Origin of the sequence: Stappia sediminis (assembly GCF_009826895.1) — a bacterium.
GTDB classification, from domain to species: Bacteria; Pseudomonadota; Alphaproteobacteria; order Rhizobiales; family Stappiaceae; genus Hongsoonwoonella; species Hongsoonwoonella sediminis.
Window position 1 is genome coordinate 591,064 of record NZ_WUMV01000001.1, and the last position, 21,941, is coordinate 613,004.

24 protein-coding genes are annotated in these 21,941 nt (G+C 61.0%); 12 read left to right on the forward strand and 12 right to left on the reverse strand.

The features are described 5' to 3' along the window. Positions 1–451: 451 nt before the first annotated feature. The 4 genes from GR183_RS02735 to sfsA all read left to right on the forward strand — a co-directional run bounded on the left by GR183_RS02735 (position 452) and on the right by sfsA (position 5,798). Positions 452–1,708, forward strand: coding sequence for a porin (locus GR183_RS02735; RefSeq protein WP_160774035.1), 1,257 nt, complete (start codon positions 452–454; stop codon positions 1,706–1,708). 312 nt (positions 1,709–2,020) lie between these two features. After that, a complete protein-coding gene (locus GR183_RS02740; protein ID WP_312846760.1) occupies positions 2,021–3,466 on the forward strand; it encodes a TrkH family potassium uptake protein in 1,446 nt (481 codons plus the stop codon). Between the two features lie 152 nt (positions 3,467–3,618). Beyond that, the gene (locus GR183_RS02745; RefSeq protein ID WP_312846761.1) at positions 3,619–5,064 is read left to right on the forward strand and encodes a TrkH family potassium uptake protein; all 1,446 of its coding nucleotides are present in this window, start codon (positions 3,619–3,621) and stop codon (positions 5,062–5,064) included. Between the two features lie 26 nt (positions 5,065–5,090). Then, on the forward strand, positions 5,091–5,798 hold the full coding sequence (gene sfsA / locus GR183_RS02750; protein WP_160774036.1) for a DNA/RNA nuclease SfsA: 708 nt from the start codon (positions 5,091–5,093) through the stop codon (positions 5,796–5,798). A gap of 70 nt (positions 5,799–5,868) precedes the next feature. On the opposite strand, the gene GR183_RS02755 is transcribed toward sfsA, so the two are convergent. The 6 genes from GR183_RS02755 to GR183_RS02780 all read right to left on the reverse strand — a co-directional run bounded on the left by GR183_RS02755 (position 5,869) and on the right by GR183_RS02780 (position 9,950). Then, positions 5,869–6,528, reverse strand: coding sequence for a L,D-transpeptidase (locus GR183_RS02755; RefSeq protein WP_202395800.1), 660 nt, complete (start codon positions 6,526–6,528; stop codon positions 5,869–5,871). Between the two features lie 128 nt (positions 6,529–6,656). Continuing rightward, positions 6,657–6,989 (reverse strand): hypothetical protein, encoded by a 333-nt coding sequence (locus GR183_RS02760; protein WP_160774037.1) that lies wholly within the window; start codon positions 6,987–6,989, stop codon positions 6,657–6,659. Positions 6,990–7,064: 75 nt separating this feature from the next. Continuing rightward, a complete protein-coding gene (gene gpt, locus GR183_RS02765; protein ID WP_160774038.1) occupies positions 7,065–7,574 on the reverse strand; it encodes a xanthine phosphoribosyltransferase in 510 nt (169 codons plus the stop codon). Between the two features lie 32 nt (positions 7,575–7,606). Then, positions 7,607–8,368, reverse strand: a complete 762-nt coding sequence (locus GR183_RS02770) for a competence/damage-inducible protein A (protein WP_160774039.1) — start codon at positions 8,366–8,368, stop codon at positions 7,607–7,609. Positions 8,369–8,477: 109 nt separating this feature from the next. After that, complete coding sequence (locus tag GR183_RS02775) at positions 8,478–9,656, reverse strand: FAD-dependent monooxygenase (RefSeq protein WP_160774040.1); 1,179 nt, start codon at positions 9,654–9,656, stop codon at positions 8,478–8,480. 48 nt (positions 9,657–9,704) lie between these two features. Next, positions 9,705–9,950: a zinc-finger domain-containing protein gene (locus GR183_RS02780; RefSeq protein WP_160774041.1), complete on the reverse strand. Its 246-nt coding sequence runs from the start codon at positions 9,948–9,950 to the stop codon at positions 9,705–9,707. Between the two features lie 203 nt (positions 9,951–10,153). On the opposite strand from GR183_RS02780, the gene GR183_RS02785 reads away from it, so the two are divergent. After that, on the forward strand, positions 10,154–10,903 hold the full coding sequence (locus GR183_RS02785) for an alpha/beta fold hydrolase (RefSeq protein WP_160774042.1): 750 nt from the start codon (positions 10,154–10,156) through the stop codon (positions 10,901–10,903). After that, the gene (locus GR183_RS02790) at positions 10,903–11,772 is read left to right on the forward strand and encodes an alpha/beta fold hydrolase (protein ID WP_160774043.1); all 870 of its coding nucleotides are present in this window, start codon (positions 10,903–10,905) and stop codon (positions 11,770–11,772) included. Before GR183_RS02785 ends, GR183_RS02790 begins: the two co-directional genes overlap by 1 nt. 362 nt (positions 11,773–12,134) lie before the next feature. On the opposite strand, the gene GR183_RS02795 is transcribed toward GR183_RS02790, so the two are convergent. Continuing rightward, entirely contained in the window at positions 12,135–12,956 is an 822-nt protein-coding gene (locus tag GR183_RS02795; protein ID WP_160774044.1) for an enoyl-CoA hydratase, read from the reverse strand. A gap of 204 nt (positions 12,957–13,160) precedes the next feature. On the opposite strand from GR183_RS02795, the gene cysE reads away from it, so the two are divergent. Then, positions 13,161–13,988 carry a serine O-acetyltransferase gene (gene cysE / locus GR183_RS02800; RefSeq protein WP_160774045.1) on the forward strand — a complete coding sequence of 276 codons (828 nt, stop codon included), beginning with the start codon at positions 13,161–13,163 and terminating at the stop codon, positions 13,986–13,988. A 132-nt stretch (positions 13,989–14,120) separates the two neighbouring features. Then, the gene (locus tag GR183_RS22110; RefSeq protein ID WP_160774046.1) at positions 14,121–14,339 is read left to right on the forward strand and encodes a DUF3126 family protein; all 219 of its coding nucleotides are present in this window, start codon (positions 14,121–14,123) and stop codon (positions 14,337–14,339) included. Positions 14,340–14,390: 51 nt separating this feature from the next. On the opposite strand, the gene GR183_RS02810 is transcribed toward GR183_RS22110, so the two are convergent. Then, entirely contained in the window at positions 14,391–15,101 is a 711-nt protein-coding gene (locus tag GR183_RS02810) for a hypothetical protein (protein WP_160774047.1), read from the reverse strand. A 226-nt stretch (positions 15,102–15,327) separates the two neighbouring features. Here GR183_RS02810 and GR183_RS02815 point away from each other — a divergent pair, with 226 nt between their 5' ends. Next, positions 15,328–15,654: a DUF6949 family protein gene (locus tag GR183_RS02815; RefSeq protein ID WP_312846762.1), complete on the forward strand. Its 327-nt coding sequence runs from the start codon at positions 15,328–15,330 to the stop codon at positions 15,652–15,654. A gap of 72 nt (positions 15,655–15,726) precedes the next feature. Continuing rightward, positions 15,727–16,254 (forward strand): gamma carbonic anhydrase family protein, encoded by a 528-nt coding sequence (locus GR183_RS02820; protein ID WP_160774049.1) that lies wholly within the window; start codon positions 15,727–15,729, stop codon positions 16,252–16,254. 158 nt (positions 16,255–16,412) lie between these two features. Here GR183_RS02820 and GR183_RS02825 read toward each other — a convergent pair whose 3' ends face one another. The 3 genes from GR183_RS02825 to GR183_RS02835 all read right to left on the reverse strand — a co-directional run bounded on the left by GR183_RS02825 (position 16,413) and on the right by GR183_RS02835 (position 18,775). Next, a complete protein-coding gene (locus GR183_RS02825; RefSeq protein ID WP_160774050.1) occupies positions 16,413–17,030 on the reverse strand; it encodes a transglutaminase-like cysteine peptidase in 618 nt (205 codons plus the stop codon). A gap of 338 nt (positions 17,031–17,368) precedes the next feature. Continuing rightward, the gene (locus tag GR183_RS02830; RefSeq protein WP_160774051.1) at positions 17,369–17,989 is read right to left on the reverse strand and encodes a PilZ domain-containing protein; all 621 of its coding nucleotides are present in this window, start codon (positions 17,987–17,989) and stop codon (positions 17,369–17,371) included. Between the two features lie 150 nt (positions 17,990–18,139). After that, a complete protein-coding gene (locus GR183_RS02835; RefSeq protein ID WP_160774052.1) occupies positions 18,140–18,775 on the reverse strand; it encodes a PAS domain-containing protein in 636 nt (211 codons plus the stop codon). 464 nt (positions 18,776–19,239) lie between these two features. On the opposite strand from GR183_RS02835, the gene GR183_RS02840 reads away from it, so the two are divergent. Together GR183_RS02840 and GR183_RS02845 are read left to right on the forward strand one after the other, a co-directional pair. Beyond that, positions 19,240–19,992, forward strand: coding sequence for a rhomboid family intramembrane serine protease (locus GR183_RS02840; protein WP_160774053.1), 753 nt, complete (start codon positions 19,240–19,242; stop codon positions 19,990–19,992). 244 nt (positions 19,993–20,236) lie between these two features. Further along, complete coding sequence (locus GR183_RS02845; protein ID WP_160774054.1) at positions 20,237–20,668, forward strand: CBS domain-containing protein; 432 nt, start codon at positions 20,237–20,239, stop codon at positions 20,666–20,668. 34 nt (positions 20,669–20,702) lie between these two features. Here the strand turns inward: GR183_RS02845 and GR183_RS02850 are convergent, their stop codons facing one another. Further along, entirely contained in the window at positions 20,703–21,941 is a 1,239-nt protein-coding gene (locus GR183_RS02850; RefSeq protein WP_160774055.1) for a vWA domain-containing protein, read from the reverse strand.

Here is a 21,941-nt window from a genome sequence, read left to right on the forward strand (position 1 = left end):
CTTCCGGCAACCGGAACACCCCTGATTTTAAATCTTTCCTTTCTTCCGAGGCGGTCGGCCGGCGTTATAGCGTGCATATACACAAGTACGTGAGATAAACGTGTATCCAAATATCACCCAGCGTGAAAAACCAACGGCGCCCAAGCGGACTGCGTATGCAAACTGTGTTTAACGTAAGGTATTCAAAAGACTGAGGAAAAATTATAGGCAAAATGAATTACTCGTGATCCACGCGTGATGAGCGTGTAACGGCACTTATCGTTGTTGCAGAGACGCAACAGGATGCCCGATGCGCAACTCGGAACGCCTCAAGGTGATTGCAACAGCACGTATAAGCTGACTACAAAATGCCATGAGCTTCGCGGGGAGCGGGCTCTTTCGCATCGCGTTAGGCAGCGCTTGCCGCCAAAAGCGTGCAACAGCAACTGAATATGATCGAAAAGGTCAGGACATGAACATCAAGAGCATCCTTCTCGGCGCCGCGGCTGCTGCCGCTGCTGCTTCGGGCGCCCAGGCAGCCGATCTCCCGGCCGCTCCGGAGCCGGTCGACTACGTCCGCGTCTGCGACGCTTACGGCTCGGGCTTCTACAACCTGCCGGGCACCGAAACCTGCCTCCGCGTTCAGGGTCGTATCCGTACGGAATTCCGCGTCTTCAACTTCGCTGACGATGATGATGCGGGCTCCGGCTTCCAGGATCGCGATGAGGACAGCACGCACTTCCGTAGCCGCGGATACGTCCGCCTCGACACGCGCGCCCAGACCGAATACGGCCTGCTGCGCACCTTCGCTTCGCTCTGGATCCAGGACCAGACCAGCGGCACCGCTCCGAACCTCGAATTCGGCTTCGTCCAGTTCGGTGGCCTGACGGCCGGTAAAGCCCTGTCGAACTTCGAGTTCTTCACCGGCTACACCTTCGCCATCCCGCAAGCCTGGGGCGGCTCTGATATCTTCACGATCAATCAGTTTGCCTATACGCAGTCCTTCGGCAACGGCGTGTCCGCGACCTTGGCCATCGAAGACGGTGCCCAGACCCGCCAGCAGCTCGCTGTTGCCAATCCGAACACTTTCGGACCCGACTACCTTGATGCTTACGGCGGTCACCGTCTGCCGGACGTCGTCGCCAATCTCCGCGTCGACCAGGGCTGGGGCTCCGCTTTCCTCGCCGGTAAGCTGCATCAGGTGTGGAACGACAGTTCCGTCTCCGCTCCCGACGATCTCGGTGCCACCGGCTTCCAAAATGGCACTTCGGTCGCCCTTGGCGGCACCGACTCCGAACTGGGTTGGGGCATCATCGGTGGCGTGCTCATCAACCTGCCGTTCATCGCTCCGGGCGATCAGCTGGCCTTCCAGGTCGGCTACGGTGAAGGCGCCACGGGCTCCATCGTTTCCGGTGTTCCGGGTGCGACCGATGGTGTGATCGAAGCGGACGGCGACATCGAGCTGACGGAAGCCTTCTCCATCGGTGGTGGTTTCACCCACAACTGGACGCCGCACTGGAGCACGAACTTCAACGCCAACTACACGGACATTGATGCGGAACTCGACGAGTTCGACATTGAGTCCACGTCGGTCCAGGGCAACCTGGTGTGGAGCCCGGCCAGCGGCTTCCTGATCGGCGCCGAGCTGAACTATACCTACCGCGACCCGGGCGAAGGTTCTAACTACGACGAGCTGACGGGCGCGATCCGCGTGCAGCGCACGTTCTGATCCGCTTGACGGATAAAGACTTCGCGACCCGGCATTCCTCCGCCGGGTCCGAAAACCTGGAAAGGGAATTTACGGCCTGAGTGCCGGAGCCTCTTTTCAGTCAATCAGGCCCGCTGGCGTCCAACCCAGCGGGCCTCCCCTATTTCAGGGCCTTGCTTTTTGTAGTTGCCGAAGGGCCACGCGGAGGCCCTAGTCGCGGATTTCCCGGATTGCGGCGACGCAAAATATATTGGTGATTGGGTGATTCCCGGTGTAAACCGGCTGTTGCCGGGCCTTCCGGCGACCTTCAGGAACAGCCATCGCGTCCGGTTCGTGCCCAACCTCCGCCCCGTCCTCAATATCCTCGGACTTCTGATTTTCGGCCTCGGCGCCGGAATGCTGCTGCCGGTCGCCGTCGATGTCGCCGCGCGCAATCCGGACTGGCAGGCCTTTGTCATCTCGGCGCTTATCACTTCCCTTTGCGGCTTGCTATTGGCCGTGTCCTGCTCCGGGCACCTGACGGAGGGGCTGACGATCCGCCAGGCGTTCCTGCTGACGGGCTTAGCCTGGCTGGTGCTGCCGGCCTTCGGTGCGCTGCCGTTCCTCTGGCTCGGGATTTCCTACACGGACGCAATTTTCGAGGCGGTATCCGGTTTCACGACGACCGGGTCGACGATCCTGACAGGGCTGGACGGCCTGCCGCCTGGCCTATTGCTCTGGCGTTCGGTGCTGCAGTGGATGGGCGGCGTCGGCATCATCGTCATGGCGCTCGTGCTGCTGCCTTACCTTCAAGTCGGCGGCATGCAGCTTTTCAAGACCGAAAGTTCCGACCAGAGCGAGAAGGTCGTCGCCCGTTCTGCCGATCTGGTCCGTCTCATCGCGCTTGTCTACGTTGGGCTGACGGCACTTTGTGCCGTGCTCTACTGGATTACCGGAATGGATACGTTCGATGCGGTGAACCACGCGATGACGACGCTATCCACCGGCGGCTATTCCACCCATGACGCTTCCTTCGGCTATTTCACCAATCCGCTGACGGGGTGGATCTGCATTGTCTTCATGCTTGCCGGTGCCTTTCCCTTCAGCATCCTGATACAGGCAATTCGGGGCCGCCCGCTGCTGATCTGGCGCGACGCACAGGTGCGCGCGCTCGTGGGCATGCTGGCGATCATCTCTTTCGCGGCAGCGATCTATCTCGGCCTGACCCAGAGGATCGGCCTGCATGAAGCGCTGCTGAGGACCGCATTCAATTTCACCTCGATCGTCACCACCACGGGCTTCGCTTTCGGCGATTACGCGGCCTGGGGCGCGCCGATCGTCGGCATCGCGCTTGTGCTCACCTTTTCCGGCGGCTGCACCGGCTCGACGTCAGGCGGGATCAAGATGTTCCGCTTCATCATTTTCTTCGGCACGCTGCGCAACCACCTGCGCATGATGGTGCGGGCGCACCGTGTCGTTTCCACGCGCTACATGGGAACGCAGGTGACGCCGGACATCGCCTTTTCGGTCCTTGCCTTCCTCGTCGCCTATCTCGGTTCCGTCGGCATCATCACGCTGCTTTTGACATTCTTCGGCCTCGACCTCCTGACGGCGATCACGGGAGCAGCGACCGCGCTTGGCAATGTCGGTCCGGGCCTTGGCGACGTCATCGGCCCGGCGGGCAACTTCTCCTCGCTGCCGGACGATGCCAAATGGGTGCTTTCGTTCGCCATGCTTCTCGGGCGGCTGGAGCTTTTCACGGTAATCGTGCTTCTCGATCCCGAATTCTGGTCGCGATAAAGCTTGCGTTGAGCGGCTTTGGCGCAACGCCGGTGCAATTAATCGCGCAAACAAGGGGGATTACGGCCTTTGCGCCTTGCTCCGCCATCCGGCCCCGGCCTAAGGTGCCGCGCTCAAATAACCCTTCAAACCGGACCTGAGACGACCGCCACGTGCTCTCGCTTCGCCCTGTTCTCAACATCCTCGGCTTTCTTTACGTGGGTCTTGCAACGGCGATGCTGATTCCGGCCGTGGTGGATCTGGCGGCGCGCAACGCCGATTGGCAGGCCTTTGTCTTCTCCTCGCTGATTACCGGGCTGCTCGGCCTTCTGCTGTCGGTGGCACTTGGCGGAGCGCTCTCCGAAGGGCTCAACACGCGCCAGACCTTCGTGCTGACGACCCTTGCCTGGATAACGCTGCCGGCCTTTGGTGCGCTGCCGTTCCTGTGGCTCGGCGTCGGCTATGCCGATGCCGTCTTCGAGGCGGTTTCGGGCTTCACCACGACCGGGTCGACGGTGCTGAGCGGGCTCGATTCTCTGCCCCCCGGCCTTCTCGTCTGGCGCTCGCTCATGCAGTGGATGGGGGGAGTGGGCATCGTCGTCATGGCGATCGTGCTGCTGCCGTTCCTGAGGATCGGCGGCATGCAGCTGTTCCAGACGGAAAGCTCCGACCGCAGCGAGAAGATCGTCTCGCGCTCGGTCGAGCTTATCCGGCTAATCGGCCTGTCGTACCTTTTCCTGACGACCTGCTGCATGTTCGCCTACTGGGCGACGGGGATGTCTCCCTTCGATGCGATCAACCACGCCTTCACGACGATCGCCACAGGCGGCTATTCGACGCACGACGTATCCTTCAGCTACTTCAAGAACCCGGCAACGGCGTGGTTCGCCGTGCTCTTCATGATCGTCGGAGCGCTGCCCTTCGTGCTGCTGATCCAGGCGCTAAGGGGGCAGCCGTTCATGCTCTGGCGCGATCCGCAGGTGCGCGCATTCCTGGGGTTCGTCATCATCGTCTCGCTCAGCGTGACGATCTACCTCGGCATCAAGCACCGCGTGCCTTTCGACGACGCTCTTTTGATGTCGACCTTCAACATGATCTCCGTCGTCACCGGCACCGGCTACGCCTATGGGGACTACACGACCTGGGGTGCGCCCATCGTCGTCCTGGCACTGTTGCTGAAGTTCGTGGGCGGCTGCACCGGATCGACGACTGGCGGTATCAAGGTGTTCCGCTTCCTCGTCTTCTTCGGCACGGTGCGCGCGCACCTGCGGCGCATGGTAAGGCCGAACCGCGTGATTTCCGAGGAATACGGCGCGAGCCGGCTGACTTCGGAATTATCGTTTTCGGTGCTTGCCTTTCTCGTGGTCTATATGGGCGCGGTCGGCGTCTTCACGCTGATCCTCTCTGCATTCGACCTCGACCTCATCACCGCTCTTTCGGCCGCCGCGACCGCCGTCGGTAACGTCGGCCCCGGACTTGGCCCCGTCATCGGCCCCACCGGCAACTTCGCGCCCTTGCCCGACGGGGCGAAATGGATCCTTTCTTTCGCCATGCTGATCGGGCGTCTTGAACTTTTCACCGTCATCATTCTGCTCGATCCCGATTTCTGGTCGCGCTGATCGTTTCCCTCAGGAGGAATTTGCCCGTGCTTTTCCCGGCTCCGCTCGTTTCCGGCCGTCTTGTCAAGCGCTACAAGCGGTTTCTGGCCGATGTTGTGCTGGATGATACGGGCGAAGAGATCACCGCGCATTGCGCCAACCCCGGCTCCATGCTGGGGCTGAATGCGCCGGGCTCGCGAGTGTGGCTGTCACGCTCCGACAACCCGGCGCGCAAGCTCAAGTTCTCCTGGGAACTGGTGGAGGCGGATGGTGCGCTTGTGGGCATCAATACCGCCCATCCGAACGGGCTTGTCGAAGAAGCGCTTCAGGCAGGGCGGATCGAAGCGCTCAGCGATTTCGCTTCCCTGAAGCGGGAGGTGAAATACGGCAGGAACTCGCGCATCGACATCCTGCTGACGGGCGAAGAGGGCGCGAAGACCTATGTGGAGGTCAAGAACGTCCACCTGATGCGCGAAGGCGGGCTTGCGGAATTCCCGGATTCCGTCACCGCGCGCGGAGCGAAGCATCTGGTCGAGATGGGAGACATGGTGGCCGAGGGCCATCGCGCGGCGATGGTCTATCTGGTCCAGCGGCCGGATTGCGACGTGCTGAAACTTGCCCGCGATATCGACCCGGCATATGGCGAGGCGTTCGATGCGGCGCGCAAGCGCGGTGTGGAGATCCATGCCATCGGCTGCAGCATTTCGCCTGCGGAGATAATCGCCGACCGTATTGTGCGGATCGACGAGGGGTAGGGCAGAAATAAGGGCGGCACTCTGAAGCGGTCATGCCTCGGAGCGTCCGAACCCTGCTTCTTCGCTGCATTCACGCCTGTAGAACGACGATCGGCGTATCGTTCGGCACGCGCGAGGCAAGGTCGATCACGTCCTGATTGAGAAGGCGCACGCAGCCGGAGGAAACCGCCTTGCCGATCGACCATTCCTCCAGGGTGCCATGCACGCGGTATAGCGTGTCTCGCCCGCCTTCGAAGATATATAGCGCGCGGGCGCCAAGCGGGTTTTGAAGGCCGGGCGGCATGCCGTTTCTGAATTTCTCCAATTCCGGCTGGCGGTCTACCATTTCGGAAGGCGGTGTCCAGGTCGGCCAAGCCTTCTTGTAGGCGATCCGCGCGCGTCCGCCCCAGGAAAAGCCGTCGCGCCCGATGCCGCAGCCGTAGCGCAGCGCCTTGCCGTTTTCCATCACCAGATAGAGATAGCGGTTTGGCGTATCGACGACGAGCGTGCCGGCCCGTTCCGGTGTCGGATAGTCAACGACGCGGCGGTAGTAGGCGGGATCGACCTTGTTGAGATCCACGGCGGGAACCGGAAATTCCTCATTCGGTTGGGGGCCGTACATCGTCAGATAATAGGGATCCTGAGCGGGAGAAAGCGGCGCACGCTGCTGAGTGCCGACGCACCCCGCCAGCATCAGGCTTGCGGCGCCGGTCACGAAATGGCGCCGGTTTATGGAAATCTTGTTCGTCATGATGTCTCTACGTTGCATTCGGATGCAATCAAATCGCCAATTGCGGCAGGGTGGCGGCAAGGCGAAGCGTGCAGGGCTGATCTTCCGTATGCGAATGGCTCAGCCCTCGGCCGCGCGGACCTTCAGCTTCAAGCGTCGAGATGCCGGGGAGGCGGCGTATCCGCAATCCGAGCGACCTCTTCGCCGAGCGAAACGCTGATCCCGTAAAAGATGTTCCGAACGCCGGGCGATGCCATGCCGGGCTTCGTCGCATGAACAATGACGTCGAGGCAGATCTTGCCTTGGCAGGCCCTGTGCCCCGAATGTGTGGACGAAACGGAAGAGGCGAGCGCGACCGCCTCGACCCGCGCATCGGGCGCTCGTTCCATGCCCTTCGCCATGCTTGCCATGAAGGGATGCGCGGCCACCAGCGCAAACAACAGCAGGCAAAGGGCCGGTATATGTGCGAGGCGCGAGATCATTACCGTCGTTTACCTCAACGTGAGGAACGACGGTAATGACTCCTGCTCACGATATCGTGAGAAAATTCGCCAGGCTTAGCCCGCCGTGCCGTGAGAAATCGGCGGCTGGAACTGCCAACCCATGTCCCAAGGGAAATAGATCCAGGTGTCCTGCGAAACCTCGGTGACGAAAGTGTCGACCATCGGCCGGCCCGTGGGTTTGGCATAGACGGTGGCGAAGTGGGCTTCGGGTAGCATGTCACGCACGACTTTCGCCGTCTTGCCGGTGTCGGTCAGATCGTCGATGACGAGCACCGCCTTGCCCTTGCCGCCGTCGAGGTTGATAACCTTCGGGTCGATCGGCTTGAGGACCTTGAGCGCGCCTTGCTCGTCATAGTCGTGATAGGAGGCGATGCAGACGCTCTCTATCAATCGAATGCCAAGCTCACGGGCCACGATCGCCGCCGGCACGAGGCCGCCGCGGGTGATGCAGACGATAGCTTCCCACTTTCCCTGGCCCGACAGGCGCCAGGCGAGCGCGCGGCAATCGCGGTGAAACTGGTCCCAGGAGACGGGAAAGGCTTTTTGTTGTTGCGGGTTTTCCATTGTCTTCTTCCGGCAATGCAAGTGGCTGGAGACTATTCGGATTTGACGGCGGCGGCGACAGCGTCGGCAACCGCGCCGGTCGCACGGGTAAGAAGCTCCTCGTCGCGGGAGCGTACGACCACCTGGGTGTTGAAGCGACCGTCTATCGAGCGGGGATAAGAGCCGATCATGACACCTGGATGGGCGTCCTGGATGTCCTTCAAAGCGCCTGCGATACGGCTTTCCGGCAGGTCGGCATTGACGGTGCGCGAAAGCATTTTGCGTCCGGTCCTGAGGGTTGGCGCGATAGCGTCGAGCATGGCCTGCATGATGGAGGGAATGCCCGCCATCACGTGGACATTGCCGATGCGAAAGCCGGGCGCCTTGGAGACGGCGTTCTCGATCAGGTCCGCACCTTCCGGGATACGCGTCATCTTCAGGCGCGCCTCGGTCAGTTGGCCTTCCGGGTAGAAGTTCTTCAAGATCGCCACCGCGCGAGGATCGAAATCGATGTCGACGCCGAAGGCCTTGGCGATGGCATCGGCGGTTATGTCGTCATGAGTGGGGCCGATGCCGCCGGATGTGAACACATAGGTGTAGCGGGCGCGAAGATCGTTGACGGCCTCCACGATACGCTCCTCGACGTCCGGCACCACGCGAACCTCGGCAAGGTCGATGCCGAGTTCGGTCAGATATTCGGCCAGGTAGCCGATGTTCTTGTCCTTGGTGCGCCCGGACAGGATCTCGTCGCCGATAACGAGGAAACCGGCCGTAACGGTTTCCTGACCCTGTTCGGCTGTCTGATCCTTGCTCATGCCCTTCACTTTCCCCGACGGTTGCGCGATTGCCGGAAATGAGAGCAAATCCCTTTACCGGAAGTGCCGCTCAGGCTCAAGGCACGGATGCGTCATGCGGGCGTTTGCCTCACTCCGGTTTCCAGCCGAAGAGCCAGTCGTAGCGGGCAAGCATTTTCTCCTGGGGCATGCGGGCGAGCACCGCATCGCGCGCGAGCGAGCCCGGATAGCCGAGATGATAGATGCGATCGTTTTCCGCTGCCGTGCGCATCACCTTGTCCACGCGCGTCCGGCGCGTTTCCTCGTATTCGGAAAGGGCCGACGGAACGTCATCCGCTTCGCGCAGGCATGAGGCGATAACGGCGGCATCCTCGATCGCCATGGCCGCCCCTTGGGCGACAAAGGGAAGCATCGCGTGCCCGGCATCGCCCAGGAGCGCAACCCGCCCGTCGACCCGGATGTCACCCGGCTCCATGGCGCAAAGCGCCCATTTGAGCCAGCTTTCCGGCAGGTCGAGCAAATGCACGAGCTCTTTCGGCCAGTCGGCGAAACGCGGCAGGAGTCTGTTCTTGTCGGCGGGCGTGGACCAGCCTTCTTCTTCCCATTCCTCCTGGATGATGGCGACGATGTTGAAGGTGCTTCCGCCCTGGAGCGGGTAATGCACCACATGGGCTTTCGACCCCATCCATAGACCGGTGCAATCACGCCATTCCGCCGGAACGTCGTCCATCGGCACCACCGCGCGATAGGCCGTACGCCCGGTAAACGCCGCCTGACGCATTTTCATGACGCGCCGGCGCACGGTCGACCACACGCCGTCGGCCCCTATCAAGGCCGGCGCGCGCAAGTGATCCCGCCCTTGTTCTGTTTCCAGATGAACCAGAACCCCCGTTTCGTCCTGTTCGGCATCGCGAAGGGAAACGCCAAGCCGCAGGCTTATTCCGGATTGTGCGGAGACCGCGTCAAGCAGGATGGACTGCAAATCCGCCCGGTGGATGAGGAGATACGGGGCGCCGTGACGTTCCTCGATCACATCGCCAAGCGGCACGCGCGCGATATCCTTGCCCGAGCGGGCGGACATGAGCCGGACCGCCTCGGGGCGGAAGGCGGCCGCACGCAATTCATCCTCAAGGCCGAGCCCGCGCAGGACGTGGATCGCATTCGGAGAAAGCTGGAGTCCCGCACCTACGGCCTCAAGCTTCGCCGTGCGCTCGATGATCGTGACCGGTTGTCCGGCGCCTGCGATAGCAAGGGCGGCGGTGAGGCCGCCGATGCCACCCCCGGCGATCACTATCGGAGAATCGCTCATATTCCCGGCTCCGCGCGGCGTCGCTCAGAAGAGGGCTCTACCGCGCCTTCAGGCGGCTTCCGGCGACCAGAGGCAGTCTTCCGGGTCCGCCTGGTATTCCGCAAGCTTCCCGTTGAAGCGGTAAAGCGTGGAGCAATAGGGGCAAACGATCTCTTCGTCCTTGCCCATGTCCAGGAAGACATGCGGATGATCGAACGGCGGCCTTGCCCCGACGCACTGGAATTCCTTCGCGCCGATCTGGATGACCTCTATGCCGCGATCGTTCTGGAAATGAGGGACGACTTTGTCCGCCATGGATGTCACTGCCCGTGTTGCGTATCATGGTCTTTCGCGCGGACAATACCCATGCCGCGCCGCCTTGGGTAGGGGTAAGGTGCCGTTTTTTCGCCTGTATCTTTCCGGCCGGGGCCCAACTCTTTCCGGGCTTTCCTATTTCGCCGCCAGCTACTATCTTACGGGACTCCCAATTTGCCGTTTACGTCAACGTAAGGATCGTCATGCCGAGCTTTTCCTCCGATGGCCTCAGGATCGCCTTTCTCGACGAGGGTGAGGGCGAGCCGATCCTGCTGATCCACGGGTTCGCCTCCAACAAGGCGGTCAACTGGGTCTACACGGGCTGGGTGGACATGCTCGTGAAAGACGGGCGGCGGGTGATCGCGATCGACAATCGCGGACATGGCGAAAGCGAGGGCACCCACGACCCGGCCGATTACGGTGCGCCGGCAATGGCGGAGGATGCTTTTCGCCTGCTCGACCATCTCGGCATCGAATCCGCCGACGTGATGGGCTATTCGATGGGAGCGCGCATTTCCGCATTCCTGACGCTCAACCATCCAGAACGGGTGAAACGCGTGGTCTTCGGTGGGCTCGGCTACGGAATGATCTCCGGCGTCGGCAGCCCGGAGCCTATCGCCGAAGCGCTGGAGGCGAAAAGCCTTGCCGATGTGAGCGATCCGACCGGCAGGGCATTCCGCGCCTTCGCGGACCAAACGAAGTCCGATCGCATGGCGCTTGCCGCCTGCATGCGCTCCTCCCGACAGAAGATCAGCGAGGAAGAGGTTTCGCGCATCGAACAGCCGGTGCTCGTCGCCGTCGGCACGAAAGACGATATCGCCGGTTCGCCGCAGAAACTTGCAGCACTCATGCCGAATGCGAAAGTGCTGGAGATCACGGGCCGCGACCATATGCTCGCCGTCGGCGACAAGGTCTACAAGGCGGGCGTGCGCGAGTTCCTGGAGCAAAGCTGATGGAGGCAAGGCGCGTGGATTTCATTGGCGCGAATGGAAACCGCCTTGTCGCGGATAAATACGGCTCTTCAGGACGCCCGGTCTTGCTGCTTCATGGCGGCGGACAGACACGGCACGCCTGGGACGCGACGGGAAAACATCTGGCCGAAGGCGGGTTGCAAGCCTGGTCGGCGGACCAGCGTGGCCACGGCGACAGCGAATGGGAGCCCGAGGGCAAATACGCCTTTGACGACTTCGCGCGCGATGTCGTCGTCATGTCGGACCGCATCGCCGAGGAGACCGGAGAACGCCCCATCGTCATCGGCGCATCGCTCGGCGGCATCGCAGGGATGCTGGCGGAGGGCAAACTCAGGCCCGGCACCCTGTCGGCCCTTGTGCTGGTCGACATCACGCCGAGGGTGGACCCCAACGGCGTTTCCAGGATCATCGACTTCATGGCCGACAAAATGCACGAGGGTTTCGCGACCGTCGAAGAGGCGGCGGATGCGATCGCGAGCTACCTGCCGCACCGCGCGCGCCCCTCAACCCTGGACGGGCTGAAGAAGAATCTCCGTCTTCACGACGACGGGCGCTACCGCTGGCACTGGGACCCGAAGTTCATCGAAAGCCGGCATGCCGAAGACGCGCATCCCGGCAAGCTCGAGAACGACCTCGTGGCTGCCGCGGAAGCGCTGCGCGTTCCCTCGCTCCTCGTTCGCGGAAAGCGCTCGGAGCTTGTCAGCGACGACCATGTCGAGGAGTTTCTGTCGCTGGTTCCGCATGCCGAATTTCACGACGTCCAGGGGGCGGGACACATGGTCGCCGGCGACAAGAACGACGCTTTCGCCGATGCCGTTATCGGCTTCCTGACGCGCCTTCAGGCGGCCTGAATGGGTGTGTTGCATGGGGTTACGCTACGTTCAGAAATAGATTCAACGAACTGGAAACGCAGAGTCATTTGAGGCGTCTGCGACGTTTTCATGCAGTTCAGAATCAGATTCAAGTTCGCCTTGCGGACCTGAGAAAGCGATTCAAGGAACGCCGGCCATGGCTTGCCGGGGAATCCGAAATCCCGATTGCGCTTCACCGCTGTGAATTCGACGTTTTTCATGTAGCCGGACGGCTATTCGGCGTTGACACATGCCCAACGAAAAACACTTGCAATATGAGCGGGATAGAGCGAGTGCACCTCAACTCGCGTCTTTGGTTCTACCCGGTTGCTCGCCTGGCCCGCCCTGGGGCGCAAGCGGCTTTACCGGCCTGAAAAGCGTGGGGCGCGCTTTTCCAGGAAGGCGCTTCTGCCTTCCGCGAAATCCGCACTGTCGAAACAGGCGTCGGCCATGGCTTGAACCATGTCCCAGTCGGCCTCTTCCGGGTCGCCGGTGACTGCATCGATCGCCGCCTTGGCGGCCTTCAAGGTCAACGGTGCGTGTCCGGCGATCGCCTGAAGGAATTCGGCGATTTCGATTTCCAGCGCTCCCGCCGCGACCTCGCGATCGATCAGGCCGATGCGCAATGCCTCTTCGCTGCCGATGCGGGCCGCCGTGTAGAAGAGCAGTTTCGCGCGGGCAGGACCGATGAGCTTCACGATGTCACGCACGGCTTTCGGCGGGTAGCCGACGCCGAGCTTTCCGGCAGGAATTCCGAACCGGCTGCCGGCCTCGGCGATGCGGATATCGCAGGCTGCGGCAAGGCCAAGGCCACCGCCCAGGCAAAACCCGCGGATCATGGCAACCGTCGGCTTCGGGCACTCACGCAAGGCGGAAAAGGCGGCGGCATTGGAATCCTCATATGCGCGCGCGGATGCCGCATCCTTCCTGACCGTTTCGAATTCGGAAATATCCGCTCCAGCGACGAAGGTCTCGTCGCCAGCGCCTTTCAGCACGACGACGCGTACAGCTTCGTCACCGGCAAGGCCGGCAAGCGCTTTCGGGATCGCCTGCCACATGGCAAGCGTTACCGCGTTCCGGCGCGACGGATTGTCGATCGTGATCCAGCCTATCGGGCCTTTCACGGCGGTTGTGATGCGGCCTTGATCCCGTTCAGGTTTCGAAGGTGTGTCGGAAGGGGGCATATGACGATCCGTGCTTGAATTCCAGGAAACAAGACCCCATAGGGCCGCGACGGGCCGCGGTGGTCAATTGGGCCGATGATCGAGGTGGCGGGCTTTCCGGCCTGAACCGAGAGGTAAGAGAAAAGAAACCCTTTTCGCTTGGTTTGGTGGATGATTGGCCTATGTTAGTCGCAAATGCGCATGGCTTGAGAAGGAGAGTTGCCCATGCCGCAGTCATCGAATCCCGCTGGTGCGGTCGAACTGCCGCGCCACGACCCGGTCTGGGAACGGCTTCGTGACGAAGCGAACGCGATGGTGGCCTCCGAGCCGGCACTTGCGTCCTTCGTCTATGAGACCGTCCTCAATCACGAGCAGCTTGAGGAAGCCGTCATCCATCGGATCGCGGAACGCCTGGGGCATGTCGTCGTATCCGCCAGCCTGATCCGCCAGACCTACCTGGAGGCGCTGGCCGACGAACCCCAGCTCGGTGCGGCATTTCGCGCCGATATGGCAGCCGTCTATGATCGCGACCCTGCCTGCACCCGCTTTCTGGAACCCGTTCTTTATTTCAAGGGCTTTCACGCGATCCAGACACACCGCCTGGCGAACTGGCTCTGGCGCAAGGGGCGTGAGGACTTCGCGCTTTACCTGCAAAGCCGTTCCTCGGAAGTGTTCCAGGTCGACGTACATCCGGGCGTGCCGATGGGACGCGGCATGTTCATCGACCACGCGACCGGCGTGGTGATCGGCGGAACGGCGGTGATCGAGGACAATGTCTCGATCCTGCAGAATGTGACGCTGGGCGGCACGGGCAAGGTGTCGGGCGACCGTCACCCGAAGATCCGCCACGGGGTGCTGATCGGCGCCGGCGCGAAGGTGCTTGGCAACATCGAGGTCGGCCATTGCTCAAAGGTCGCGTCCGGTTCGGTCGTGTTGAAGGACGTCCCGCCCAACTCGACGGTTGCCGGCGTCCCGGCGAAAGTCGTCGGTGAGGCGGGATGCGCGGAACCTTCAGTCTCGATGGATCAGCTTCTGGGATCCGGAAGCAACTGAGGCCGTCAGCCGGAACGCGTGGTTTTTGGATACGAGGCTTGGAAAAGATGGCCAACCCGGTTGGCAGCGCGCCACGAATGTGTAGGGTCGCGCCATCCTTTCCAACTTTTAAGCCGACGATGGAGGCGCACCGTGAAGCCCGATGAAATCCGCAAGATCGAAGCCTATCTGAAACAGAAATTCGAAACGCCGAAGCTTCAGGTCCGCGCGCGCCCGAAGAAGGACGATTCCGCCGAAGTCTATATCGGAGATGAATTCATCGGCGTGATCTTCCGCGACGATGAGGATGAGGATCTGAGCTGGAATTTCCAGATGGCGATCCTGGAAATCGACCTCGACGAAGTGAGCTGAACAGCAAGAGGCGGTCGATTGCCCAAGAAAGCCCGGGTCAGCCGGGCTTTTTTATTTCTGCGGCAGGAACGAGACGATCAGCGCGGCGATGCTTCTTTCGAGCGCACGCCAATCCCTCAGATGCACGGGCCTGAATCTGTAGCTCGCCATCAGCTCCGGTCCCACCCTGAACTCGCTTCTGCATTCGGCCGACAGACGTGCATCGGCGGGAATGAAACATCGGGCCGCGAATGTTCCCTCCTCCGGCGAAAAGGCGATGAAGTCGCTCGCATCGCTACCTTCTTCCGAGAGAGGCAAACGGGAAAGGCCGTCCCCGCTTTCAGTTGCCGGCCCGCTTGCCAGCGAGCGGTAGACCGTCTCCAGACGCTCGTAGGTGCCGGGGGTCCGCCGGTCGGCCTGAAGCGATATCAGCACCCTCGGTGAAGTGGCGCCGGTATCGTTGAAGGCGGACGCCAGGCGCGGTTCATAGCCGCTCATTTCCGGCCAGACGACGGCCAGCTCAATGTTTTCCAGTTCGATTGCCGAACGACGCTGCGCACGGTCACGGATCATGTTGGCCGGTATGTCGAGCCTCTGCCCCGACAGATTGACCGCAATCGCCTGTTTGTTCGACGTAAATGCGGATGTCACGCCCGAATAGTCGAGCAAGGCGCCGATCTTCAGCAAAATCGCGACCGTGCCGACCATCGCCAGTGCGATGACGACGCCGGTGAACCTTCCGGAAAGGCTTCCGGCGGAGCGCGGGAGCGTGACCGACGCCATCAGAGGCATTCCAAGCAAAAACGAACACAAGGTCGCCAGGCGTGGCGCGCCGGGACGGCCACGGCGAGTGTTGTGTCAAATCGGGAATGCGGAGGCCTCGGTACGTAGCCGATATTCATGATTAACTGCTTGTAAACGGGACAGCGAAAGCGGCACGCCGATTGCACTTGACCCCTTGAACCACATTCTTCAGCTTTCTACGGAATGGTAAACAAGGAGTAAACGCGTGTTGTCCGAGCTTTTCATTGCGGCGTATATCGGCTGCTCAGGCTTTGTGGCGGCCGGCATCCTGGGGAGTTTCTACCAGCTTGTCACCGGGGAGCCGCCCAAGTTCGCGCTGCAGCTCGAGACGTGGCTCAAAGGCATGTCGTCATTGCTGATGTGCATTTTCGCCGGGCCGTTCATCATCATGCGCAATGCCATTCGCGGACGCCGCATAGAGCAGAGGCCCATCGGCTGGCTCGTGGCTTCATCGACGATCGCCGGAATGTGGAGCATCTGTTCGGGCCTTGTCGTCATGCAGTTCGCGCTTGGATTTGCCCAGCAATTCTGACCGGACCATGCGCGTCAAACCGCATGGCCCGCTATGATCGTCGATCGTTCAACCCCTTGAGGGAGATGCATGATGCCGATGTACAGCCTTGAGGGTATTCGGCCCCGGTTTCCCGATAGCGGGGAGTATTGGGTCGCGCCCACCGCCGTCATCATCGGCGATGTCGTTTTGAAGGAGGAGGCAAGCGTCTGGTTCGGCGCGGTCCTTCGCGGAGACAGGGAGCGAATTACGCTCGGAAAACGCACGAACGTGCAGGACGGTTGCGTGTGTCACACGGACATGGGTTATCCGCTCAAGGTCGGCAACGACTGTACGATCGGCCACAACGCAATCCTGCATGGCTGCACCGTCGGCGACAACTGCCTGATCGGCATGGGGGCGACGGTCCTGAACGGTGCGAAGATCGGTCGGAATTGCCTGATCGGTGCCAATGCCCTTGTGCCCGAGGGCAAGGTGATCCCTGACCGCTCCCTTGTTGTCGGTGCGCCCGGGAAAGTCGTGCGGATGCTCGACGACAATGCGATCGAGGGGCTTAAGGCTTCCGCCGCCGGGTATGTCGGAAACTGGCGCCGATTTCAGGCAGATCTTATCGAAATCTGAAATGCTGGCGCTCCAGCCGAATTGGTACCTGTGGTTCCCCGTAAGGTCGAATTGGAAGAGCCGGTCCCGAGGGACCGGCTCTCAAGCCCGGCCGTGATAAGGGTGGGGAGGGGACGCGACCGGGCAAGCCTCGTCTTTTGCAGCTCCCGCAGGCGCAATCAGTTTCCGATACTCGCCACCGTGCTGACGCGAGTGTCCGAGATCCGCGCCCAGCGGGCCGGATTCTTCGCGGACTGACGTTTCACGTATCGATATGGCGTGGAATACCAGGGCAGAACCACTTCGAGCTGATTGTCGAGGATGATGTCCCCCTTGTCCGTACGCACGGTGAGTACGGCGTGTCCTGCGTTGTTGCGGTCTTTCACGACGGTGATCAGCAACGCACTGCGCGGCCAGCCGCGCGAAACGAGCTCGCGCTGCTTTTCGAGAACGTATTCCTCGCAGTCGCCTGTACCGTTTCGCGGATAGGTCCAATATTCCTCGACGCCGTACAATTCGGCGTCGGTGACAGGCCTGATCCTCCGGTTGACCGAGGAATTGATCGCCAACAATTCGTTCCAAAGACCTTCGGTCAGCCTTACGACGACTGGCGATCCCCGGTTCGCGCGGCATTCATCGGGATATTCCCTGCAAAAGCCCTGATGGCCGACCGGCGTGGAAGCCGCCCCGTGAACGTTCATGAAACGGCCTGTTTCGGCCTCTGCCGTGAAGGTTCCGGCAATCACGAAGAAGATTGTCGCGGCGCCTGTCACAAGTCTGTTTGACGTATTTATCATAGTAAAGCCCTCCCCGTAGGCTGGCTTCACTGTGGCATCTTGATTTTTATATCACGATAAGCGTCGAATATGCTTTTTAGTATAAGTAAAATCAATATTTATGATATATTTATTCGAATAAATACCAAATTTGATTCAAATTCTAATTGCTTGTCCAAATATGCCGTAACGGCAATTGGTGCGTGATGATCGGTGAGAACCGGAACGGCTCTCACGCGCGAACGCGAGCAAATCCGGAACGGGAGCGAAATCGCAATAAAAAACGCCCGGCGCGAACCGGGCGGCTGGGAGAGAGGCGCAGGAAACTGCCCCTTATGCTCTGAAGACGGCGCGAGGCCTCAGGAAATATGATGCTCGAGGAGGTCCCGGTTCTGTATCGCGGCAAATTCCACGGCAATGCCGTCCTCTGTGTGGCGCACGACACGGGCGCGCATCTTGCCAAGTGCGATCGACAGTCCGATTTCCGGCCGGACATCCGTCTTGAGCGCGGCACCGGACAGGGAAACGTCGATGATCCGGCTCTTGTACTCGCGCCCGTCCGGCAGGACGATCTTCGTGAAAGGTTTCTTCGGAACGAAGCGCTCGTGCCGGCGGTCTTCCGGCAGGTTGAGCATGTCGCGGTTGGCGAGCCAGGTGAGAACGTTCGCAAGCTTGTCGCGCTTGCGCGGCGTTGCGACGACCGACATCGCGAATCCGCCTTCGATCTCGCGTACGATTTCGCCTTCGATCCGGCCGATGTGGTCGATATAGGCGATCACCTTTTCGCCGACCCGCCCCTTGACCGGCGTGATCATCGCCGCGCCGCCCGGAGACATGTTTGTCACATGGCATGGGTATTCGCGGCGATCTTCCAGCATGAAACGGCCAAGAAGGTTCACCTTGACGCGGCTGTGACGGCGTTTGTCCGAATTCCTTGCGGCAATCGTGCGCGCAATGTCGACTGCTTTTGCGCTCTCCATCCGTCACTAACCTTGCTGAAGGCTGGCGGTCTATCCCGCCATTCAGGGAACGTCCACAAGGTTAGTTCCGTTCGGTTAACAAGCGGTAAGTGTCCGGGGCTGGCCGGATCACGAATTTGCAACCGTTGGGTGATCGCGCGTTTTTCCCCGTCACACCTTGCCGCCGTCCAGCACGGTGAGATGGCCGACCTGACGTCCTCCCGCCACGGTACTTGTGGCCAGGGGAGGGTACTGATGGTCTCCGACCGCGGGAACGGAAGAAGTGAGGCCGGACGAAAGGAAGGCCGGCTTTTCATCCGGCCAGAGCAGGCGGACGCTTTTGATCGACTGCGAAAGGATCGGATGCAGGCCCGCCCAGTAAGGCTGCTGAAGCGCCACGCACGAGCCCAGTACCCGGCTGCAACCTTCGCCAGGTACGTGCAGCGGCAGAAGGAGCATTTCCATATCTATCGTATGTTCGCGCTCCGTGTGGCCGGAAATCCCGAGAACAGCGGCACCCGCATCATCGCTCACCGCCGCAAGCAGGGTCGCGAGCGCCTGATCGTCCTCTCCACGCCAGCCACGAAGTATGTTGCGGCTCTTGAGCTCGCGGCAGTGCAGGGAGCAAAGCCGCGTTCCGGCAAGCCGGAAACGATAGGTCACTGGATCGATCACCTCGAGAATGAAGGTGTCGCCCAAAAGGTTGCGGATCTGGCCGGGCTCAACCTCGCTGCGGTCTGGCGCCGGGCGGTGACCGCGAAGATTGTCCCAATATTCATAAAGGCTTCGCGTCGTAGAATGCTTCATTTCTGTCCCTGTCCCAATCCAAACGTTTTTTTAATATCGGGACCGTTCACCTGTCCGATTGCGGGACACCTGAACGGCTGCGAGCCCGGTTCGCAGACTGAGAAGCACGCGCCATGCCAGCATTTTCCTTTTTTCGTTAACTCTTTGTTAGCGTTAATAAATGGTTTCGATTGAAAAGGGGGAACGATTTGGTAAGGGTAAGGTCACTGATCTATCCACGGACAGCACTTCAAAGGGCCCTGCCCAGTTTTCCGCATATGTCCGAAAGGACAGGTGGGCGCGGAAATCGAACCGCCCGGATGACGCCACATCGGCGCGCCGGGCGGATTTTTTTATTCGGGTGTTTTTTCCAGTCCGCAACGCTACGTCTGTCGTCCGGTTTTCCGTCACGCGGGCGGTGTGCGGGTTGAATGCGGCGTGAAGCCCGCGTATTTGGTCGGTGGATAATCACAAGCGGACCGCATATGACCGAGTACGAACACCAGCCGCTGCCACCACGCGGTGAGCCCGCGCTCAATATTCCGTCGGTCGTGGCGGTATTGTCGCTTGTGCTTATCGCGATCCATGCAATCCGGGTTTATGCGCTCGGCTATGATGCAGAAACGTATTTCCTGCTGCTTTTCGCGTTTCTGCCGATCCGCTACGCGCACGATGCACTGGGCGGCCAGGTTTTGCCGGGCGGCGAATTCGCGGACGTCTGGACATTCCTCAGCTATGCCTTCCTGCACGGCGGAGGCATGCATCTGTTCTTCAACCTGCTTTGGATGGTGGTGTTCGGCAGCGCGCTCGCGCGCCGCTTTCACGCCACACGTTTTCTCCTGTTTTCGGCCCTTTGCGCGATCGGCGGGGCGCTTGCGCATCTTGTTACCCATTTCGGCGAAGCCGTGCCCATGGTCGGAGCGTCGGCGGCAATTTCGGGCCAGATGGCGGGCGCATCGCGCTTCGTCTTTGAAATGGGAGGCCCGCTTGGCGTTATTCGCCGGACGGATGAAGCAGCCTATCGCGTTCCCGCAATGGGCCTCGCCCAATCCCTTGCAAACCGGCAGGTGCTTGCATTTCTGGGCGTCTGGTTCGGGGTAAATATCCTCTTCGGCGTGTGGTCGACGCCAATTGCGGGTGAGGGCGCATCCGTTGCGTGGGAGGCGCATATCGGCGGATTTCTGGCAGGCCTTGCCCTTTTTCCACTGTTCGACCCTATTCCCCGCCGGAGCACCTGACGGCTCGCTGCCGTTCATGACGCTGGGTCTATTTGGTTGCGCAATCACGGAAATTTGTCACAATGAGTGCGATGTAGCGTGTCCGGCGCGCTCTTGGAAGGCTGGAGCATCCTGCGTTCGAGCGAACCTGGAAGCAATCCTCCGGCCTTTCGAATCCGGCCAGCCCGCGCGATTTTCGGCGCAACCTGCCGATGCGGGCTGAACCTGCAGGGCGCTGGACCGGTCTCTGACGGAGGAGCTTGCCATGACGGTTGCCGCGATACTGAACGAGAAAGGCCGCGACATTTACACCGAAAGCGCCGACAAGACGCTTCGTGAAATCTGCACGCTGCTCGGCAAACACGGTATCGGTGCAATTCTCATCGCCGAAAAAGGTAACATTCTCAAAGGCATCATTTCCGAACGCGATATCGTACGGGCAATCGCCAGGGACGGCGACGGCGCGCTCGACCAACCGGTGAAGGCCTATATGACGAAAGAGGTGATCACCGCGAGGGAAGAGGACACGCTGAACGAGGTTATGGGGGTCATGACTTCCGGGCGCTTCCGACACTTGCCGGTGGTGACGAACGGCCGGCTGACCGGGCTTATCTCCATCGGCGACGTGGTGAAATACCGTATCGCGCAAATCGAGCGCGAGGCGGACGAAATGCGCCACTACATCGCGATGAGCTGAAAATCTTCAAAGGAAGCTTCCGGTTTGCCGCGCGTCAGCTTGCCTCGCGCAGCCAGCGGCGAGGGTCGGTTTCGGCGGTGAGCGCCGGATTGCCGGAAAGTGCGTCCACGAGATCCTGGACGGCATCCAGCGAGTGGACGGAGCGGAATTCGTCGACATGAGGAAGCATGGCGCGCACGCCGCGCGCCTTTGCCTCGAACCCTTCGAAACGAAGCAACGGGTTCAGCCAGATCAGCCGTCGGCAGGAGCGGTGAAGTCGATCCATCTCGCGCTCCAGATCCTCATCCGTATCGCGCTCCAGCCCGTCGGTGATCAGAAGCACGATCGGCCCGCCGGAAAGAACGCGCCGGGACCAGTTTTTGTTGAAATCATGCAGCGCAGTGGCGATGCGCGTTCCGCCCGACCAGTCTTCGACGCCATCCGAGCAGGCTTCCAGCGCCTCGTCCGGATCCTTCATCCTGAGTTGGCGGGTCACATTGGTAAGGCGCGTGCCAAAAAGGAACGTATGAACGTTTCGCCGCTCTTCCGACAGCGCATGCAGGAAATGCAGGAGAAGCCTGGAATACTGGCTCATGGAGCCGGAGATATCGCATAGCGCGACCAGGGGAGGGCGGCGCTCGTCCGGCTTGCGGTGCTTGAGCGCGATGATATCGCCGCCGGCACGCAAGGAAGCGCGAAGCGAGCGGCGCGGGTCGATGCGCCCGCGGGGCGCGGGAACGAGGCGGCGTTGACGCACTTTCTCCATCGAAAGCACCATCCCCCGGAGCGCTTTTTGCGCTTCGCGGATTTCCTCCGCCGTCATCTGCGCGAAATCCTTTTTCTGAAGGACCTCCTTGCCGGAAACGGTAAAGCGGGCGTCGACCTCTACTTCTTCCTTTTCGCGTGTTTGCTCACGCTCCTGCATTTTCTGAAATGCCTGGGCGATGCGCGTCTGGCCGGCCTTCGGCTTTTCAGGTCCAGCCTGAGGCGGAGCGACGGGCGAAAGCAACGCCAGCATTTTTTCGACAAGGCCGCGGCTTTTCCAGTAGATGCGGAACGCCTCGTCGAAAAGGATGCGATGTTCGCGCTTGCGCACGAAGACGGCATGCAGCGTCCAGTAAAGGTCCTCGCGGCTGGTGATGCCGGAGGTTTCGACCGCGCGCACCGCATCAACGACGCTGGCCGGGCCGACAGGCAGGCCCGCCTTTCGCAGCGTGCGGGCGAAATGAACGATATTGTCGACGATCCGCCCGTCGCTGCGGGTCAATTCGCTTTCGCTGCCACTTTCGCGCAT

Excerpts from the sequence above, each read along its gene's own strand:
- GR183_RS02735 (WP_160774035.1), top strand. The coding sequence starts at position 452 with ATGAACATCAAGAGCATCCTTCTCGGCGCCGCGGCTGCTGCCGCTGCT.
- GR183_RS02755 (WP_202395800.1), bottom strand. The coding sequence starts at position 6,528 with ATGACGAACAAGATTTCCATAAACCGGCGCCATTTCGTGACCGGCGCC.
- GR183_RS02760 (WP_160774037.1), bottom strand. The coding sequence starts at position 6,989 with ATGATCTCGCGCCTCGCACATATACCGGCCCTTTGCCTGCTGTTGTTT.
- gpt (WP_160774038.1), bottom strand. The coding sequence starts at position 7,574 with ATGGAAAACCCGCAACAACAAAAAGCCTTTCCCGTCTCCTGGGACCAG.
- GR183_RS02770 (WP_160774039.1), bottom strand. The coding sequence starts at position 8,368 with ATGAGCAAGGATCAGACAGCCGAACAGGGTCAGGAAACCGTTACGGCC.
- GR183_RS02775 (WP_160774040.1), bottom strand. The coding sequence starts at position 9,656 with ATGAGCGATTCTCCGATAGTGATCGCCGGGGGTGGCATCGGCGGCCTC.
- GR183_RS02780 (WP_160774041.1), bottom strand. The coding sequence starts at position 9,950 with ATGGCGGACAAAGTCGTCCCTCATTTCCAGAACGATCGCGGCATAGAG.
- GR183_RS02785 (WP_160774042.1), top strand. The coding sequence starts at position 10,154 with ATGCCGAGCTTTTCCTCCGATGGCCTCAGGATCGCCTTTCTCGACGAG.
- GR183_RS02790 (WP_160774043.1), top strand. The coding sequence starts at position 10,903 with ATGGAGGCAAGGCGCGTGGATTTCATTGGCGCGAATGGAAACCGCCTT.
- GR183_RS02795 (WP_160774044.1), bottom strand. The coding sequence starts at position 12,956 with ATGCCCCCTTCCGACACACCTTCGAAACCTGAACGGGATCAAGGCCGC.
- cysE (WP_160774045.1), top strand. The coding sequence starts at position 13,161 with ATGCCGCAGTCATCGAATCCCGCTGGTGCGGTCGAACTGCCGCGCCAC.
- GR183_RS02810 (WP_160774047.1), bottom strand. The coding sequence starts at position 15,101 with ATGGCGTCGGTCACGCTCCCGCGCTCCGCCGGAAGCCTTTCCGGAAGG.
- GR183_RS02820 (WP_160774049.1), top strand. The coding sequence starts at position 15,727 with ATGCCGATGTACAGCCTTGAGGGTATTCGGCCCCGGTTTCCCGATAGC.
- GR183_RS02825 (WP_160774050.1), bottom strand. The coding sequence starts at position 17,030 with ATGATAAATACGTCAAACAGACTTGTGACAGGCGCCGCGACAATCTTC.
- GR183_RS02830 (WP_160774051.1), bottom strand. The coding sequence starts at position 17,989 with ATGGAGAGCGCAAAAGCAGTCGACATTGCGCGCACGATTGCCGCAAGG.
- GR183_RS02835 (WP_160774052.1), bottom strand. The coding sequence starts at position 18,775 with ATGAAGCATTCTACGACGCGAAGCCTTTATGAATATTGGGACAATCTT.
- GR183_RS02840 (WP_160774053.1), top strand. The coding sequence starts at position 19,240 with ATGACCGAGTACGAACACCAGCCGCTGCCACCACGCGGTGAGCCCGCG.
- GR183_RS02845 (WP_160774054.1), top strand. The coding sequence starts at position 20,237 with ATGACGGTTGCCGCGATACTGAACGAGAAAGGCCGCGACATTTACACC.
- GR183_RS02850 (WP_160774055.1), bottom strand. The coding sequence starts at position 21,941 with ATGCGCGAAAGTGGCAGCGAAAGCGAATTGACCCGCAGCGACGGGCGG.